Consider the following 15,630-nt stretch of genomic DNA (forward strand, 5'->3'; position numbering starts at 1 on the left):
ATCCCCACGCGGGGTGCCCTCAGTCGAGGCCGAGCACTCCGGCCTTCGCGAGGCTGTAGCCGACCTCGGCCCTGCTGCGGCTGCCGAAGAGGGACGAGGCGCGCTTGATGTGGGTGCCGATCGAGCGCGCGCTCAGACCGAGGCGCTTCGAAATGGCTTCGTCGGTGTGCCCCTTCACCATGAGTTCCAGAATGGTCCGTTGGATTTCATCGGTGAGTTGTGGCGGAAAATGGTGGGTCGCATCGAACTCGATCGGGTCGGCGAGCGGGCCGGCCATCCGCAGCAGGCCCTTCTCGTGCAGAGCGGTCAGCTTCTCGCGGTGCGCGGGTCGTGCGGCGAGTCGCTCGGGGCCCTGGGTGAAGGCGAGTTCAACGATCCACATGTCTGACTGTCCCTTTCCGTACCGTGCATATGTGACCTGTCACATCGCCCCGGCCGGTGGTGGCGTCGACGGTGAAGCGCTGGGCGCCGAGATGGTCCCGATGGGCTCGGCCGGCGTCAAGATCTCGGCCGTCGTCCTCGGTACGGTCGACGCCTACGTCCACGGCGGCGGCCAGTACGAATGGGACTCCGCGGCACCGGTCGCCGTGGCACTGGCGGCCGGTGCCCATGCCTCGCGGCTCGACGGGTCCCCACTGCGCTACAACCGGCGCGACCCCCGGCTTCCGGACCTGCTGGTCTGCCGCGAGGGCCTGGAGGAGACGTTGCTGGAGGAGATCGCCCGGCTGGAGTGGTGAGCGCCCGGATTCCCCCCAACGGGTGAATCCACCGCCCCGTCGGAGCATGTGCGGGTGGGCGGCCCGGAACGGTCGGCATCGTGGCCCGGGTCGTCGTCCGCCCCATCCGCAGGAGGAACCATGCTCGGCACCGACTTCCGTACCGGATCACCCAACTGGCTCGACCTCGGCAGCCCCGACACCGACGGCGCCGCACGCTTCTACAGCGCCCTGTTCGGCTGGAACTTCGTCTCCGCCGGACCCGAGGCGGGCGGGTACGGCTTCTTCCAGCTCGACGGGAAGACCGTCGCCGCGCTGGGCCCGCTCACCGAGGAGGGGGCGGCGTCCGCGTGGATGGTCCACTTCATGAGCCCCGACATCCAGGCCACCGCCAAGGCCGTCAAGGACGGCGGCGGGAAGGTGCGGATGGAGCCCATGGACGTCATGGGCGAGGGCTGGCTGGCGCAGTTCACCGACCCGCAGGGCGCCGAGTTCGCGTCCTGGCAGCCCGGGAAGACCGCCGGGCTTCAGCGGGCCTCCGACGACAACACGCTGGTGTGGGCGGAGCTCCACGTACCGGACCCGGGCGCGGCCATCGCCTTCTACGCCGGGGTGTTCGGGTGGCGGCACGCCGAGATGGAGGCGCCCGGGATGACCTACCGCGTGCTGAGCGTGGCCGACGGGGACCAGCAGGACGCCTCCTTCGGCGGGGTCGCGCCGCACATGGGGGAGGGCGAGGAGTCGCGCTGGACGCCGTACTTCAACGTGCCGGACGTCGACGCCACCGTCACGACGGCCACGGCGAACGGCGGGTCCGTGGTCATGCCGGCGTCCGACGTGCCGGAGGTCGGGCGGATCGCGTGGGTGGCGGACCCGTCGGGGGCGGTGTTCGCGCTGCTGAAGCCGGACCCGCGCGTGTAGCGCCCGGCTCGCGATGCCCTACCGGCCGAGGTACTTGGGGGTGCGGCGCTCCACGAAGCTCGCCACGCCCTCGTTGGCGTCGGCCGTGGTCATGTTGATCTCCTGGGCGGTGGCCTCGGCGGCCAGTGCGGTCGCCCGGTCGCTGTCCAAGGAGGCGTTGACCAGCTGCTTCGTCATCGCGAGGGCGCGGGTGGGGCCCTGGGCGAGGCGCTCGGCCCACGCGCGGGCGGTGGCCTCCAGCTCCTCGGCCGGGACCACCTTGTTGACCAGGCCGAGGCGTTCCGCCTCCGCCGCCGGGACGGCGTCGCCGAAGAACATCAGCTCCTTGGCCTTCTGCGGGCCGACCAGGCGGGGCAGCAGGTACGCGCCGCCGCCGTCGGGGACCAGGCCGCGGCGTACGAACACCTCGATGAAACGGGCCGGTTCGGCGGCGATGACCAGGTCGCAGGCGAGCGCGAGGTGGGCGCCGATGCCGGCGGCGGTGCCGTTGACCGCGGCGATGATCGGCTTCTCGCAGTCGAGGACCGCGGTGATCAGGCGCTGCGCGCCGAGGCGGATCATGCGGGCGACGTCACCGGCCACGCGGTCGCCGGTGGCGGGCGCGCCGCGGAGGTCGGCGCCGGCGCAGAAGCCCTTGCCGGTGGCGGTGATGACGACGGCCCGCACGTCGGGGTCGGCGGAGGCGTCGCCGAGCAGCGCGATGACCCGCTCACGCTGATCCCAGGTGACGGCGTTCATGGCGTCGGGCCGGTTGAGGGTGATCCAGGAGACACCACTGTCGATGCGGTGCAGGATCTCGTCGTCCATGAGGAACTCCCGTTTGGTGGTGGTGGTGGTGGTGGGCCGGTGCCGGTGCCGGTGCCGGTGCCTGGGGACGGCGCGGCGCCGTTGCCTGGGGCTCCGCCCCCGGACCCTCCCCCAGACTCCGTCCGGGGAGACCCCCAGCGCCTCAAACTCCCCCAGCTACCGCTGGGAGGGGCCCCCAGGCGGGGCTGGATGTGGCTGATGCCGCCCGTCAGGCGCGGGCTGGATTGCCCGCAGGGCAATTCCAGCCGCGCCGGCGTTTGAGGCGCGGGGGTTCCGGGGGCGGAGCCCCAGGTCTTTGAGCCGCGCCGGCGTTTGAGGCGCTGGGGGTCCCCCGGACGGAGTCTGGGGGAGGGTTCGGGGCAGAGCCCCCGGGAAACGGCGACGGGGCGGGGAGAGGCTCCGCGCAGCGGCGACCCGCGCCCCGCCGGGGGCTAGCGGCAGATGGCCAGCGCGTCCAGCGCCACCGCCCCCTGCCCGCGGGGCAGTACCATCAGCGGGTTGATGTCCAGCTCGGACAGCTCGTCCCCGAGCTCCAGCGCCATCCGCTGGATCCGCAGGATGACCTCCACCAGGGCGTCGACATCCGCCGGCGGCGCCCCCCGTACACCCTCCAGCAGCGCGTGCCCGCGCAGCTCCGTGAGCATCCGGCGCGCCTGGTCCTCACCGAACGGCGGCACGCGGACCGCCGCGTCGTGCAGGACCTCCACGAGGACCCCGCCGAGGCCGACGGTCACGGTGGGGCCGAAGAGGTCGTCCTGGGTGACGCCGACGACCATCTCGACGCCCCGCTCGACCATCTGGCAGACCAGGATGCCGTCCAGCGGGACGTTCTCGTAGCGGGCTATGTCGGTGAGTTCCCGGTACGCGTCGCGGATCTGGCTGGCCGAGGTCAACCCGATCTTGACCAGGCCGAGTTCGGTCTTGTGGCCGAGCTGCGGGCCCGAGGCCTTCATGACGACCGGGTAGCCGACCAGGCCGGCCGCGCGGACGGCCGCCGCCGCGCTGGTCACCAGCTGCTCGCGCGGGACCCGTATCCCGTACGCGCGCAGCAGCTGCTTCGCCGCGTGCTCGCTGAGCTGCTGGCCCGGCCGCATCAGGGCCTGCGCCTTGCGGTACGAGGGGGAGGGGGTGCGCGGGGCCTCGTCGAAGGGGGAGCGGTAGGCCGCGGTGAAGCGGTGGTGGCCGAGGTAGGCGCGTACGGCGGTGATGCAGTTGCCGAAGGTGCGGAAGGTGGCGACGCGGGAGGAGCCGAGCAGGGTGGTGCGGTAGGCCTCCTCGGTGCCGACGGGGGAGCCCCAGATCACGCAGATGAGCTTGTCCGTGGCCTCGGCGGCGTCCACCAGGTCCTGCGCGAGCTTGTCGCTCATCGGGGGGAAGGGGCCGGTGATCGGGCAGATCAGCACGCCGACGGACGGGTCGGCGAGGATCGCGTCGATGATCTTGCGGCCGCGCCAGTCGCCGACGGGGTGGCCGCCGTTGTCGACGGGGTTGGCGACGTTCAGGTACTCCGGGATCCACTGGTGGAGCTCGTCCTGCTTGGCCCGGGAGAGGGTGGGCAGGGTCAGGCCCGCCTCGGAGGCGAGGTCGGAGAAGTGGGCTCCGGTTCCGCCGGAGATGGAGTAGACGACCACCCCGTCGGCGCGGGGTGTGCGGGCACGGGCCAGGAGCGCGGCCGTGTCCTGGAGTTCGTCCAGGCCGTCGACGCGGATCACGCCGAACTGGCGCATGGCGGCGTCCACGACGGTGTCCGCGCCGGTCAGCTTCCCGGTGTGGGAGGCGGCCATCCGGGCCCCGGTCTCGGTCCGGCCGACCTTGACGGCGACGACCGGGACCCCGTTGCGGGCCGCCCGGTCGGCGGCGAGCAGGAAGGACCGGCCGTCCTTGAGGCCTTCGACGTAGCAGGCGATGGCCCCGACCTCGGGCTGCTCGGCGAAGTACGAGATGAAGTCGGATGTCTCCAGGTCGGCCTCGTTGCCCGTCGGCGCCCAGTGGGAGAGGCGGATGCCCAGCTCCTGGAGGGTGTAGACGGGCCGGCCCTGGTGCCCGGACTGGGTGATCAGGGCGATGGCCGGGCCGTCGAGGTCGTCGCGGAACTCCTCGAAGGCGTTGAGGTTCGTGTTGGGGCCCAGCAGGCGCAGGCCCGAGCGGCCGACGGCGGCCGCGAGGCGGGCCTGGGCGGCGGCGCCCGCGTCGCCGGTCTCGGCGAAGCCGGAGGCGAACGCGACGGCGAACTTCACCTTGGTCTCGGCGAGTTCCTCGATGACGTGGAGCGGGTCGGCGACGAGGAGGACGGCGAGGTCCACCTGTTCGGGCAGGGCCGCGACCGTGGCCGCGCAGGGCAGTCCGAAGACGCTCTCGCGGGTCGGGTGCACGGGGTGGATCCGGGCGCCGACGCGCTGCGCCCAGGCGATGAGCTGGCGGGTGATGCCGGTGTTCGGTCTGCCCTCGGCGTCGGAGGCGCCGATGACGGCGACCGACTCGGGCCGGAAGAACCGGTCCAGGTCGGGGACGTCGGAGTGCAGGGGCCGTCCGCTGACGTCCACGGCGACCGCGTCCTCGGCGGTCGGGGCCGCGGTCGAGTGGACGGCCGTCCTGGGGGACTCCCCGCAGGCCTCGACACGTGCGCGGAAGTCGGTGGTGAGGGTGCCGTGAGTAGATCCAAGCATCGTTCCGCCCGCTCCTGCTCGATGAACCTCGATGGAACCTCAATAACTGACGTGTAGTCAGATTACTGAACTGACGTGCCGTCAGGAACAGGGCTGCGCAGGAAAGCTGGTGGAGGTGGTGTGTGGAACGGTGGCAGATCTCCCGTGATCGGGTCCAGAGTGCCGTTCAGGCCGCGCTGCGCAGATGCCGCTGCACGGCCTTGGCGATCTTCCCGGCGTCCAGGGCCAGCTCCCGGAACATCCCGCTGATGGGGTTGGTGAAGCCGGTGAAGTACAGGCCGGGGGCCTGGGCGGGGGTGTCGGCGCCGTGCGTACGGGGCCGCCCGCGCTCGTCGAGCACGCCCTCCAGGTGGCCCACCAGGCCCTCCAGCGCACGGCGGTATCCGGTCGCCGCGACCACCGCGTCCGGGGTGATGCGCGAGCCGTCCGCGAGCACCACCTCGCCGCCGTCGAAGGCCAGGGCGGCGGCGACCGGCTCGACCCGCCCGGCGCGGACCGCGTCGATCAGGCCGACGTCCTGGACCGGGATCGCCCCCTCCTTGACCCTGCTGTACAGGCCGGGACCGGGGCGCGGGAGCCCGTACGCCGACAGGTCGGGGACGGAGACCTTGGCGACGGGCACGCACAGCCGGTCCACGAACCGCACGGGCAGCCGGCGTACGAGGATCCCCGTGCGCTGGGCCGGCCAGCCGGCGGTGGAGCGGCGCACGATGTGCGGGGCGGTGCGCACGGCGAGCCGCACCCGGCCGGCCCCGCCCTCGGCGAGGTCGACGGCTATCTCGGCGCCCGTGTTGCCGACGCCGACGACGAGCACGTCCTGGCCGGCGTAGGGCCCGGGGTTGCGGTAGTCGGCGGCGTGCAGCAGCCGCCCGGTGTACGTGTCGCGGCCCGGCCAGTCGGGCAGCGCGGGCGTGTGGTTGAACCCGGTGGCCACGACCACGGCCGCGGCGGTGAGCACCCGCCCGCCGCTGGCGTGCAGGGTCCAGCCGCCGTCCGGCTCGCGCTCGATCCGGGTCACCTCGACGCCGGTGACGATTTCCAGCTCGTGGAACTCGGCGTACTTCTCCAGGTACCGCACCACGTTGTCGCGGGCGACCCACCGGCCGAAGCGGCGCGGCATGGCCAGGCCCGGCAGGGCCGAGAGCCGGCGCGTGGTGTGCAGGTGGAGGCGGTCGTAGTGGCGCCGCCAGGACGCGCCGACCTCGTCGGACTTCTCGACGACCACCGCGCGGACCCCGCGGGCGCGCAGCGCGGCGGCGGCGGCGAGGCCGCCGGGACCGCCGCCGATGACGTACACGGGGCGGGGCTGGGTGGTCATGTCGGGTGCTGTGGGGAGTCCGGGCATGAGGTGTGATCGTATCGCCACGCTGGGTTGATGGGTCTCGTTCGAGGAGGGAATCGATTGCGGATCGGTCACGGGCGGGCGGAAGTGGTCGGAAGCGGGCGGAATGCCGTCGTGGCAGGGTGGTGCGTACCGCTGGAGGCGGGGGGAGAACAGGAGCCGGAGCCGATGTGGCAGCCCGACGGCTGGGACGTACGCGTCCGCCTGGGTGTCCTCACCCCGCACGCCGACGTCGGCCCCGAGTCGGAGCTGCGGGCGATGGCCCCGGCCGATGTGGGGGTGCACGCCGCCCGGGTGCCGTTCGGCGGGATCAGGCGGGGCGGCGTGATGGACCCGACCATTCCGCTGGCCCCCGTACGGGCCTTCGCCGAGCCGCCGTACGTGGACGACGCCACCGAGCTGCTGGCCGCGGCCCCCGTGGCGGCGATCGCCTTCGCCTTCACCAGCTCCGCGTACGTCATCGGCGCGCGCGGCGAGGCGGCGATGCTCGCCCGGCTGGGCGAACGCGCCCACGGCCTGCCGGTGGTCGCCACCTGCGCGGCGACGGTCGAGGCGCTGCGCGTGCTGGGGGTCACCCGGCTCTGCCTCGTCGATCCCCCGTGGTTCGACGCGGAGCTGAACGGGCTGGGCCGGGCCTACTACCTGGCCGCCGGCTTCGACGTCCCGTACGCGGCCCCGTGCGGCCTGCCCAGCGGGCAGGGGCTCATCCGGCCCGACGCCCTCCACGACTGGGTGGCCCCCCGCGTTCCCGACGCGGCCGAGGCGGTCGTCGTCGGCGGCAACGGCTTCCGCGCGGTCGGCGCCGTCGAAGCCCTGGAGGCCACCCTCGGCCGCCCCGTCCTCACGGCCAACCAGGTCCTGCTCTGGGCGGCCCTGCGCGCGGCCGCCGCTCCGACGGACGGCATCACCGGCTACGGCAGGCTCTTCGCGAGCCGGTAGCCGGTAGCCGGTAGCCGGTAGCCGGTAGCCGGTAGCCGGTAGCCGGTAGCCGGTAGCCGGTAGCCGGTAGCCGGTGGCCGGTAGCCGGTGGCCGGTGGCCGGGCGGCAAGTGGCTCGGTGGGCTACGGGGATACTTCCCCCTGTGCTGCTGACATGGATCGCGGAGATAGCGGACGAGCCTCTCGTGCTGGAGCCGGCCGGAAGGCGCGTCGAGTGGGAGACCAACACCTGGCGGCTGAGCCCGGGGGACGAGGACCGTCGGTCCTTGTCGGTCTCCGAGGTGGTCGGAGCCTTCGAACGGACGGCGGAAGCCATCCGGCGCCGCGTCCTCGAGCGGGGCTTCGTGGGGCCTGCGACGTTCTACGTGTGGCACGACGAGCAGGCCGGGTCGCTGCGCTGCTCGACCGGCTCGGTGGGCGCGGACGAGCTGCCGTTCGGGGGCGCCTACGTGCCCGTGGGTGATCTCGGGGCCGTTGTCGAGGGCTTCCTCGCCGACGAGGAGCCCGGTGTCATCGCCTGGTCGGATCTGGATGACCTGGAAGACGTACCGGATGCGTCCGAGCCGGAGTTCCCGCCCTTCCCCGTCTGGGTCCGTGATGTGGGATCGGCCTCGCACTGACCGGGCCCTTGCGGGATCGGCGCGGATCCGCTGAACTGACGTACCGTCAGATCGATCGCGTCGATCGCGAGAGGGGTGGGGGCCGCCGATGCAGACCGTATGGCTCAGTGGGGCCGAATGGCTCGCCGTGCTCCGGATAGGCCTCGGCCTGTGGTGGCTGGAGAGCTGGCGGCACAAGGACAAGAAGGGCTGGTTCGAGCGCGGCACCGGCATCGCCTGGGCCGCCGACGTCGCGGGCAAGCACCGCTGGACGTTCGTCAAGGGCGGCTTCGAGTTGATCGTCAAGCCGCGGCCGAAGGTGATGGCGTACATCGTCGTCTACGCGGAACTCGCCCTCGGACTGGGCCTGGTGCTCGGCTTCCTGACCCCTGTCGCGCTGGTCGGTGGGCTGCTGCTGAACCTGCTCTACCTCGTCCTGATGATCCACGACTGGGCCGAGCAGGGCCAGAACGCCATGATGGCGCTCATCTCGTTCGTCGCGCTCCTCGCGATGGCCTGGCAGACCTGGTCCCTCGACGCGGCGATCGGACTCTTCCTGTGAACGTTCCCGTGAGCGCCGTACGGTACGACCTGCCGGAGGCGGACGAGTTCACCCGCCCCTACTGGGACGCGGCGGCCGAGGGCCGGCTCCTGCTGCGCCGCTGCGCGGACTGCGGGCGGGCGCACCACTACCCGCGGGAGTTCTGCCCGTTCTGCTGGGCCGGCGAGGACCGGGTGGCGTGGGAGGCGGCGAGCGGCCGCGCGACCCTCTACACCTGGTCGGTGGTCCACCGCAACGACCTCCCGCCCTTCGGCATGCGCGTCCCGTACACGGCGGCGGTCGTCGACCTGGCCGAGGGCCCGCGGATGATGACGGAGGTCGTCGGCTGCGGGGCGGCGGACCTCCGCATCGGCATGCCGCTCACGGTCACCTTCCGCGAGGCGGCGGACGGCGTGTGGGTGGCGGTCTTCCGCCCGACGGCCTGATCCGGGGCGGGGCTACCGGGCGGCTGGTGCGGGGCCGCGGCACACGGGGGTTGCTCGGCCCGGTCGAAGCAGGCGCTGTCGTCCGCCGGACCCCGGAGTCCAGCGGGTACTCGCCGGTGCCCGGGGCCGGGCCGTGCAGACCCGGTGCGCGCGAGAGGGATCCCGACCAGGGCGCCGTCGTGGCCCCCCACGACCTAGGGCCAGAGCAGCTCGCGGAGCCAGGAGCCGTCGGCGGCGCGCCGGTAACGCAGCCGGACGTGACGGCGGGCGGCGTCGCCCTGGAAGAACTCGACCTCGGCGGCGTCGAGCACGTACCGCGTCCACGTCGGGGCCGGGGCGTCCGGCTCGGCCCCGGCCCGCTCCCAGGCGGCCGCCGACACCCGCGCCAGCTCCTCGGCGGAGCCGAGCACCTCGCTCTGCCGGCCCGTGAGCGCGGCGGCCAGCGCCCCGCGCGACCGCACGGCCAGGTCGGCCCGGCTCTCCTCGGGCCCGCACGCGGTCACCCGCCCCCGGATCCGCACCTGCCGGGCCACGGCCGGCCAGTAGAACCCGAGCGCGGCCTCCGGCTGCCCGGCCAGCTGCCGGCCCTTGGCGCTGGTGGCGTGCGAGGCGAAGTGCCAGCCCCGCCCGTCGGCGTCGTGCAGCATCAGCGTCCGCACGTCGGGCCGCCCCTCGCCGTCCACGGTCGCCAGGCTCATGGTGTGCGGCTCCGGCTGCCCGGCCTTCGCGGCATGCGTGAACCACTCCCGAAACAGCGCCAACGGCTCCTCGGGCGCGTCCCCGACGTCGAATCCGGGAAGCGGCGAGTCCCACACGCGCAGGGAGTGCAGGGTCTCGTGGAACTCGTCACTGCTGATGTCACGGGTCATTCCGCCTATGGAACACCACGAGCCCAGCCGACGGGGCCGACCGTGCGCATCGTGAAGCGGTGACCCTCGCCGAACTCGAACGAGCCGCACCGTCACCCCGGGCCGAGGAGTAGCGTCGTTTGCACACCGGGTGAGGGCCCTGTCCTTGCCCCAGACCGATTGGTGCCCGCGTCTATGACGACTCACCCCGTTTCCCCCACTGCCCCACCCGCACCGCCGCCCATGCGCACCCTCGGAGAGGTCCGCGCAGCCCTCGCAGCCGGTCTCGGGTTCCCCGGCGATCTGGCGGGCATGGAGGCCGAGCTCGCCGCGACTCTGGAGCGTGTCGACTACACCGACCTGAGCGAAGTGTCCGAGATCATCGCCGCCTACCGGGGTCACGTACTGACGCGCTGCGACCCGGGGTTCGAGGACGCCCTCGCCGAGGGGATCGCGCTTGTGCGGTCCCTGAAGGAGGAAAAGGCCCGTTGAGCGATCAGGGGGAGTCGGTGGTCGTGGAAATCACCCACGCCGCCGCCAAGCGTGTCGCCGAACTGGGGGACGAGGTCTCGACGGCGGTCGAGGAGCTGCGGACGGAGCTCTCGGCGACACCGCGCCTGGGGCGCCTGGTGCAGGTCAGGCCCGGCGGCGTCCAGGTCTGGACGACTCGGATCGAGCGGCGGCCAACGATGCCCGCGCTGTCCGTGACGTACGTGTTCGTGCCCGAGCCCCGTCCGCCGGCCGCCGCCGTCGTCTCGGTCGTTCCGGACGACACCGGCGCCGACGGCTGACGTCCGCCGCATGACGAAGGCCCCTGCCGATCGAAGCGGCGGGCCCCTCACCCCCGTCCCAGGATCACCGTCCCCGACGAGCAGAACCAGCCGCCCGTGCCCGAGGCCAGGGCCACCTCCGGGAGGCGGCCGCCGGGCTTGGTGACCTGGCCCGCGCCCGCCTCGCCGCGGAGTTGGCGGACCGCCTCGACCAGCAGGAACAGGCCCCGCATGCCCGGGTGGCAGGCCGAGAGGCCGCCGCCGTCCGTGTTGACCGGGAGTTCCCCCTCGCGCAGCAGGCGGCCCTTCTCCACGAAGGCCCCGCCCTCGCCCTTCGCGCAGAAGCCGAGGTCCTCCAGGGTCACCAGGGTCATGTACGTGAAGGCGTCGTAGATCTCGGCCAGATCCACGTCCGCCGGAGTCAGGCCCGCCCGCTCGAAGGCGATGCGGCCCGAGACCGCAGCCGGGGACACCGTGAAGTCCTCCCACTCCGACATGGTGGTGTGGGACACCGAGGTGCCCGTCCCCAGGATCCAGACCGGGGCCTTCGCCGTATCCGGTACGTAGTCCTCCGCCGCCAGCAGCACCGCGCAGCCGCCGTCCGAGCGGATGCAGCAGTGCAGCTTCGTGAACGGGTCCGCGATCATGTCGCCGGACAGGACCTCGTCCACGGTGATCGGGGTCCGGAACATCGCGTCCGGGTTGGTGGCCGCGTTCGCCCTGGCCTGTACCGCCACCGAGGCGAGCTGCTCCAGCGTCGTCCCGTACTCGTGCATGTGGCGGCGGGCGGCCATCGCGTACTTGGAGATCAGCGTGTGGCCGTACGGGACCTCGAACTGCAGCGGCCCCCGTGCCCCGAAGGAGAGGTTCGAGGTCCGCCGCCGGGCCTTGATGTCCGCCCGGGCCGTGGATCCGTAGACCAACAGCACGGCGTTGGCGTGCCCCGCGGCGATCGCGTCCGCCGCGTGGGCGGCCATGACCTCCCAGGTGGAGCCGCCCACCGAGGTGGAGTCGACCCAGGTGGGGCGCAGGCCCAGGTACTCGGCCACCTCGACCGGCGCGAGCGTGCCGAGGCCGGCCGAGGCGAAGCCGTCGATGACCGAGCGGTCGAGGCCGGAGTCGGCCAGGGCGCGGCGGGCGGCCTGCGCGTGCAGGGCGTAGGGGGTGGGTCCGTCCACCCGCCCGCAGTCCGAGAGCGCGACGCCGACCACCGCGACCCTCCGGCGCGGGCGGGGCGCGGGACCAGGGGTGGGTCCGGATACGGGTCCGGGTGTGAGTCCAGGCATGAAGGGACGGTACATCTGACGGTTCGTCAGAAGCTAGCCCGCGATGCGATGCGGCCCGTTCCGCCCGCCCCCTGTGCATCTGACTCCGCCCGCCCTAACATGACGGCCCGTCAGATACGGGGAGGAGCCCGACGATGGATGCCGCCTTCACCGCGGAGCAGGACGAGATGCGCCGTACCCTGCGCGAGATCCTGGGCAAACGCTGCGGCCCGGACGAGGTCAAAGCCGCCGTCCGCACCGCCGACGGACATGACCGCGAGCTGTGGCAGCAGCTCTCCCAGCGGCTCGGGCTGCCGGGCCTCGCCGTCGCCGAGGAGTACGGCGGCGTCGGCTGCACCCCCGCCGACCTGGCCCTCGCCTGCGAGGAGACCGGCCGGGCGCTGCTGCCCTCGCCGCTGTTCGCCACCGCCGCGCTCTGCGTGCCGCTGATCACCGCGCTCGGCACGGCCGCCCAGCGCTCCGCGCTGCTCCCGCCGCTGGCCGCCGGCGGGCTGACCGCCGCCCTCGCCGTCCCCGGCCCGGCGCTGGCCACCGCCCTCGCGCTGACCGGCGACAACACCGCCGGCCCGTGGTCCGGCGGCGGCCGCGCGGGCGGGGTCCAGGCCCGTCCCGACGCGGAGGGCGACGGCTGGCGGCTGTACGGGGAGACCGCCCAGGTGCTCGACGGGCACAGCGCCTCGGTGCTGCTGGTCGCCGCGCACACGGGCGGCTTCGCGCGCAGCCGTACGCTGCTGTTCCTCGTACGGGAGGACGCGCCCGGGCTCGTACGGTCGAGGCAGGCCACACTGGACGAGACCCGCCCCCAGGCCCGGATCCAGCTCAGGGACGCCCCGGCCGAGTTGCTGGGCGAGCCGGGTGCCGGTGCGGGGACCGGCGTCGGCGCCGGCGCCGACGTACTGGGCGCCCTCGCCGCGACCGGTCGTACCGCCTGCGCCGTGCTCGCCGCCGAGGCCGTCGGCGCGGCCGGCCAGGCGCTCGCCCGCACCGTGGAGTACGTACGGCAGCGCGAGCAGTTCGGCCGGGCGATCGGCTCCTTCCAGGCGGTCAAGCACCGCCTCGCCGACCTCTACGTACAGGTGCAGGCGGCCCGCTCGGCCGCCTACTACGCCGCCTGGGACCCGCGGCAGGGCGGCCTCGCCCTCGCCCAGGCCCTGGAGGCCCTGCGCGTGACCGCGGGCGAGGCGATCCAGCTGCACGGCGGCATCGGCTTCACCTGGGAGCACGACGCGCACCTCTACTTCAAGCGGGCGGCGGCCGACGAGCTGCTGTTCGGCCCGGTCCACCGGCTGCGGGCACACGCCGCCGACCGCGCGGGCCTGTTCGCGTCCCCGACCGCACACGTGAAGGTGGCCGTCTGATGGCTCGCGTGGACCGCGTGGCTCCCGGCGTCAGGCTGATGCAGAAGGTCTCCTCGACCATGCTGTTCGCCAAGATCGCACCGCACTTCATCCCCGCCATGGACAAGGCGGTGCACAAGCTGACCCGCGGCAAGGTCATGCTCAGCGCGCAGATGCTGCCGGGCGTGATCCTCACCGCCAAGGGCGCCAAGACCGGCGAACCGCGCACCACGCCACTCGCCTGCATGCCGGAGGACGGCGGGGCGACCTGGCTGCTGATCGGCTCCAACTTCGGCCGGCCCGGGCACCCGGCGTGGACCGGGAATCTGCTCAAGTACCCGGACGCGTCCGTGAGTTGGAAAGGCCAGGACATCGCCGTACGGGCCCGGCTGCTGGCAGGCGAGGAGCGCGCGGCGGCGTGGCGGGCGGTGCTGGGGTTCTGGCCGCCGTACGCGACGTACCAGGCGCGCATCGAGCGCGAGATCCGGCTGTTCCGCCTGGAGCGTCGCTGATCACAGGCGTGCGGAAGCAGTACCGGGGCGGCGGACCCTGTAAGGGGCCCGCCGCTACTTGGTGGGCTTCTTGCCCGTGATGCCGAGGTGGACGAGCAGTGCCAGGTTCGGCTTGAGCTCGGCCTGCTTGACACCCCAGGTCTGGAAGCCCTTCTGGTGCGAGGCGACCGCGGCCAGCATCGCGACCAGCGAACCGGCCATGGCCGCCGGACTGATGTCCTTGTCGACCTTGCCCTTGGACTGGAGCTCCTTCACCGACTCCGTGAGGGAGTTGGTGACCGAGTTCAGGATCTTCATGCGGATCTTGTAGAACCGCTTGTCGCCCTCGGCCGCGCCGAGGTCGACGACCCGCAGGATCGCGTCGTTGCGCCGCCAGAACTCCAGGAAGCCCTCGACGAGTTCCTCGGCGGCGGCCCAACCGGCTTTGCCGACCCAGTTCCGGCCCTCGACAAGTGCCGTCAACTGGGCACCCTCGGTGGCCATTTGCTCGGCGATCTCCAGGACGGCGCCTTCGACGTCCGGGAAGTACTGGTAGAAGGTCGCGGGGGAGGTGCCGGCCTTGCGTGCGACGTCGATCACCTTGACGTCGCGGTACGGCGAGGAGCTGAGCATCTCGCCGAGGCAGTCGAGCAGCTTCTGCCGCGTCGCCTGACCGCGCCGGCCGGCGACACGCCCGTCGACGGTGCGTACTTGTCCTGTCATGCCGTCAGCTTACCGAGGGGTGATCGGCGCGCTATTCGGCCGCCTGCAAATGGGGTTACGGGGTCGCTGGCCTGGGCGGAAGCGGGTCCCGCACGGCCGCGGCGGCGAAATCCGGCCGCGATTCGGCTGCGGTCCTGCCGTAGTCCGCCCGCGGTCCGCCCCGGGATCCGGCCGGAGCCGGCCCCCGACCGGCCCGGGGGGCCAGGCCAGGGCGTGTCGCCCGGTTCCGCAATGTTTCCCCCGAATAGTCTTATCAACAGGCTGTGGACAAGTTTTCGGGCGGATCATGGCTGGGAGAGGTGGGAGGGTACATACCTCCGCACAACGGAAGGAACCGGGCTCATGGCCGCATTCGCGGAAGGCGCACCCTGCTGGGTGGACGCCTCGCTCCCGGACGTCGAGGCGGGCAAGCGCTTCTACGGTGAGCTCTTCGGGTGGACCTTCTCCGAGAGCGCGGGCGCCGAATACGGCCACTACACGCAGGCCTACAGCCGCGGCCGCAACGTCGCCGCCCTCGCCCCCAAGCCCGACGGGCGGATGCCCACCGTATGGGGGATCTACCTCTACACCACCGACGCCTACGCCTGCGCGCAGCGGATCCGCGCCGCCGGCGGCCAGATGGTGATGGACCCGATGCCCGTCGGCCCGTACGGGACCGCCGCGATGGCCGCCGACCCCGGCGGAGCCGTCTTCGGCCTGTGGCAGCCCGGTACCCACCACGGTTTCGAGGCCCAGCAGGAGCCGTACACGTACTGCTGGACCGAGGTGTACACGCGGGCTCGGGACGCCGTGGACGTCTTCTACGCCAAGGTCTTCGGCTACGTACCGCAGGACCAGGACGACGCGGGCGTGGAGTACCGCGTCTGGTCCCCGCCCGGCAGCGCGCCCGGCACCGACACCGCCGTCATGGGCCGCAGCCTGATCACCGACGCCTTCCCGGAGATCATGCCGGCCCACTTCCTCGCCTACTTCGCCGTCCCGGACTGCGACCAGTCCGTGGCCATGGTGCAGCGGCTCGGCGGCCGGGTCACCGCCGACCCCTTCGACACCCCCTACGGGAGGATCGCGGTCGTCGCCGACAATCAGGGGGCGGTCTTCGGGCTGCTGTCGGAACCCCGCACCAAGCAGACGGGCCACGCCTGATGCGCGCCTGATGCGCGCATGAGCCGTGCCTGAGCCGGGTGTGACCCGGACGACAG

Annotated in this window: 18 protein-coding genes; 11 read left to right on the forward strand and 7 right to left on the reverse strand. The window is 72.8% G+C overall.

Features of this window, described 5'->3' with window-relative positions:
• Nucleotides 1–19: 19 nt before the first annotated feature.
• Nucleotides 20–382 carry a LuxR C-terminal-related transcriptional regulator gene (locus tag ACGFYQ_RS00735; RefSeq protein ID WP_393738476.1) on the reverse strand — a complete coding sequence of 121 codons (363 nt, stop codon included), beginning with the start codon at nucleotides 380–382 and terminating at the stop codon, nucleotides 20–22.
• A gap of 31 nt (nucleotides 383–413) precedes the next feature.
• Between ACGFYQ_RS00735 and ACGFYQ_RS00740 the strand changes: the two genes are divergently transcribed.
• Nucleotides 414–737, forward strand: a complete 324-nt coding sequence (locus tag ACGFYQ_RS00740; protein ID WP_393738478.1) for an inositol monophosphatase family protein — start codon at nucleotides 414–416, stop codon at nucleotides 735–737.
• Nucleotides 738–857: 120 nt separating this feature from the next.
• Nucleotides 858–1,637 carry a VOC family protein gene (locus ACGFYQ_RS00745; protein WP_393738480.1) on the forward strand — a complete coding sequence of 260 codons (780 nt, stop codon included), beginning with the start codon at nucleotides 858–860 and terminating at the stop codon, nucleotides 1,635–1,637.
• An 18-nt stretch (nucleotides 1,638–1,655) separates the two neighbouring features.
• Here ACGFYQ_RS00745 and ACGFYQ_RS00750 read toward each other — a convergent pair whose 3' ends face one another.
• The 3 genes from ACGFYQ_RS00750 to ACGFYQ_RS00760 form a co-directional block, all read right to left on the reverse strand.
• Nucleotides 1,656–2,444, reverse strand: coding sequence for an enoyl-CoA hydratase/isomerase family protein (locus ACGFYQ_RS00750; protein WP_393738482.1), 789 nt, complete (start codon nucleotides 2,442–2,444; stop codon nucleotides 1,656–1,658).
• 431 nt (nucleotides 2,445–2,875) lie between these two features.
• Nucleotides 2,876–5,110, reverse strand: a complete 2,235-nt coding sequence (locus ACGFYQ_RS00755) for an acetate--CoA ligase family protein (protein WP_393738484.1) — start codon at nucleotides 5,108–5,110, stop codon at nucleotides 2,876–2,878.
• A gap of 166 nt (nucleotides 5,111–5,276) precedes the next feature.
• Nucleotides 5,277–6,428, reverse strand: a complete 1,152-nt coding sequence (locus tag ACGFYQ_RS00760; protein ID WP_393738486.1) for a flavin-containing monooxygenase — start codon at nucleotides 6,426–6,428, stop codon at nucleotides 5,277–5,279.
• A gap of 192 nt (nucleotides 6,429–6,620) precedes the next feature.
• Between ACGFYQ_RS00760 and ACGFYQ_RS00765 the strand changes: the two genes are divergently transcribed.
• The 4 genes from ACGFYQ_RS00765 to ACGFYQ_RS00780 all read left to right on the forward strand — a co-directional run bounded on the left by ACGFYQ_RS00765 (nucleotide 6,621) and on the right by ACGFYQ_RS00780 (nucleotide 8,976).
• Nucleotides 6,621–7,391 carry a maleate cis-trans isomerase gene (locus ACGFYQ_RS00765; protein WP_393738488.1) on the forward strand — a complete coding sequence of 257 codons (771 nt, stop codon included), beginning with the start codon at nucleotides 6,621–6,623 and terminating at the stop codon, nucleotides 7,389–7,391.
• 142 nt (nucleotides 7,392–7,533) lie between these two features.
• Nucleotides 7,534–8,010: a hypothetical protein gene (locus tag ACGFYQ_RS00770; RefSeq protein WP_393738490.1), complete on the forward strand. Its 477-nt coding sequence runs from the start codon at nucleotides 7,534–7,536 to the stop codon at nucleotides 8,008–8,010.
• A gap of 88 nt (nucleotides 8,011–8,098) precedes the next feature.
• Nucleotides 8,099–8,551 (forward strand): DoxX family protein, encoded by a 453-nt coding sequence (locus ACGFYQ_RS00775; protein WP_393738492.1) that lies wholly within the window; start codon nucleotides 8,099–8,101, stop codon nucleotides 8,549–8,551.
• Nucleotides 8,552–8,559: 8 nt separating this feature from the next.
• Entirely contained in the window at nucleotides 8,560–8,976 is a 417-nt protein-coding gene (locus ACGFYQ_RS00780; RefSeq protein WP_393738494.1) for a Zn-ribbon domain-containing OB-fold protein, read from the forward strand.
• Nucleotides 8,977–9,170: 194 nt separating this feature from the next.
• Here the strand turns inward: ACGFYQ_RS00780 and ACGFYQ_RS00785 are convergent, their stop codons facing one another.
• Entirely contained in the window at nucleotides 9,171–9,845 is a 675-nt protein-coding gene (locus tag ACGFYQ_RS00785) for a pyridoxal 5'-phosphate synthase (RefSeq protein WP_393738496.1), read from the reverse strand.
• A gap of 222 nt (nucleotides 9,846–10,067) precedes the next feature.
• Between ACGFYQ_RS00785 and ACGFYQ_RS00790 the strand changes: the two genes are divergently transcribed.
• Nucleotides 10,068–10,316, forward strand: a complete 249-nt coding sequence (locus tag ACGFYQ_RS00790) for a hypothetical protein (protein WP_393738498.1) — start codon at nucleotides 10,068–10,070, stop codon at nucleotides 10,314–10,316.
• Nucleotides 10,313–10,615 carry a hypothetical protein gene (locus ACGFYQ_RS00795; RefSeq protein ID WP_393738500.1) on the forward strand — a complete coding sequence of 101 codons (303 nt, stop codon included), beginning with the start codon at nucleotides 10,313–10,315 and terminating at the stop codon, nucleotides 10,613–10,615. Before ACGFYQ_RS00790 ends, ACGFYQ_RS00795 begins: the two co-directional genes overlap by 4 nt.
• A 47-nt stretch (nucleotides 10,616–10,662) precedes the next feature.
• On the opposite strand, the gene ACGFYQ_RS00800 is transcribed toward ACGFYQ_RS00795, so the two are convergent.
• Complete coding sequence (locus tag ACGFYQ_RS00800; RefSeq protein ID WP_393738502.1) at nucleotides 10,663–11,880, reverse strand: acetyl-CoA acetyltransferase; 1,218 nt, start codon at nucleotides 11,878–11,880, stop codon at nucleotides 10,663–10,665.
• 134 nt (nucleotides 11,881–12,014) lie between these two features.
• On the opposite strand from ACGFYQ_RS00800, the gene ACGFYQ_RS00805 reads away from it, so the two are divergent.
• Nucleotides 12,015–13,238 (forward strand): acyl-CoA dehydrogenase family protein, encoded by a 1,224-nt coding sequence (locus tag ACGFYQ_RS00805; protein ID WP_393738504.1) that lies wholly within the window; start codon nucleotides 12,015–12,017, stop codon nucleotides 13,236–13,238.
• A complete protein-coding gene (locus tag ACGFYQ_RS00810) occupies nucleotides 13,238–13,729 on the forward strand; it encodes a nitroreductase family deazaflavin-dependent oxidoreductase (RefSeq protein WP_393738506.1) in 492 nt (163 codons plus the stop codon). Before ACGFYQ_RS00805 ends, ACGFYQ_RS00810 begins: the two co-directional genes overlap by 1 nt.
• A gap of 54 nt (nucleotides 13,730–13,783) precedes the next feature.
• On the opposite strand, the gene ACGFYQ_RS00815 is transcribed toward ACGFYQ_RS00810, so the two are convergent.
• Nucleotides 13,784–14,431, reverse strand: coding sequence for a TetR family transcriptional regulator (locus tag ACGFYQ_RS00815; RefSeq protein ID WP_328926228.1), 648 nt, complete (start codon nucleotides 14,429–14,431; stop codon nucleotides 13,784–13,786).
• 342 nt (nucleotides 14,432–14,773) lie between these two features.
• Between ACGFYQ_RS00815 and ACGFYQ_RS00820 the strand changes: the two genes are divergently transcribed.
• Nucleotides 14,774–15,574 (forward strand): VOC family protein, encoded by an 801-nt coding sequence (locus ACGFYQ_RS00820; RefSeq protein ID WP_393738508.1) that lies wholly within the window; start codon nucleotides 14,774–14,776, stop codon nucleotides 15,572–15,574.
• Nucleotides 15,575–15,630 lie beyond the last annotated feature (56 nt).

It is taken from the genome of Streptomyces sp. NPDC048258, from assembly GCF_043201995.1.
Classification (GTDB): Bacteria; Actinomycetota; Actinomycetes; order Streptomycetales; family Streptomycetaceae; genus Streptomyces.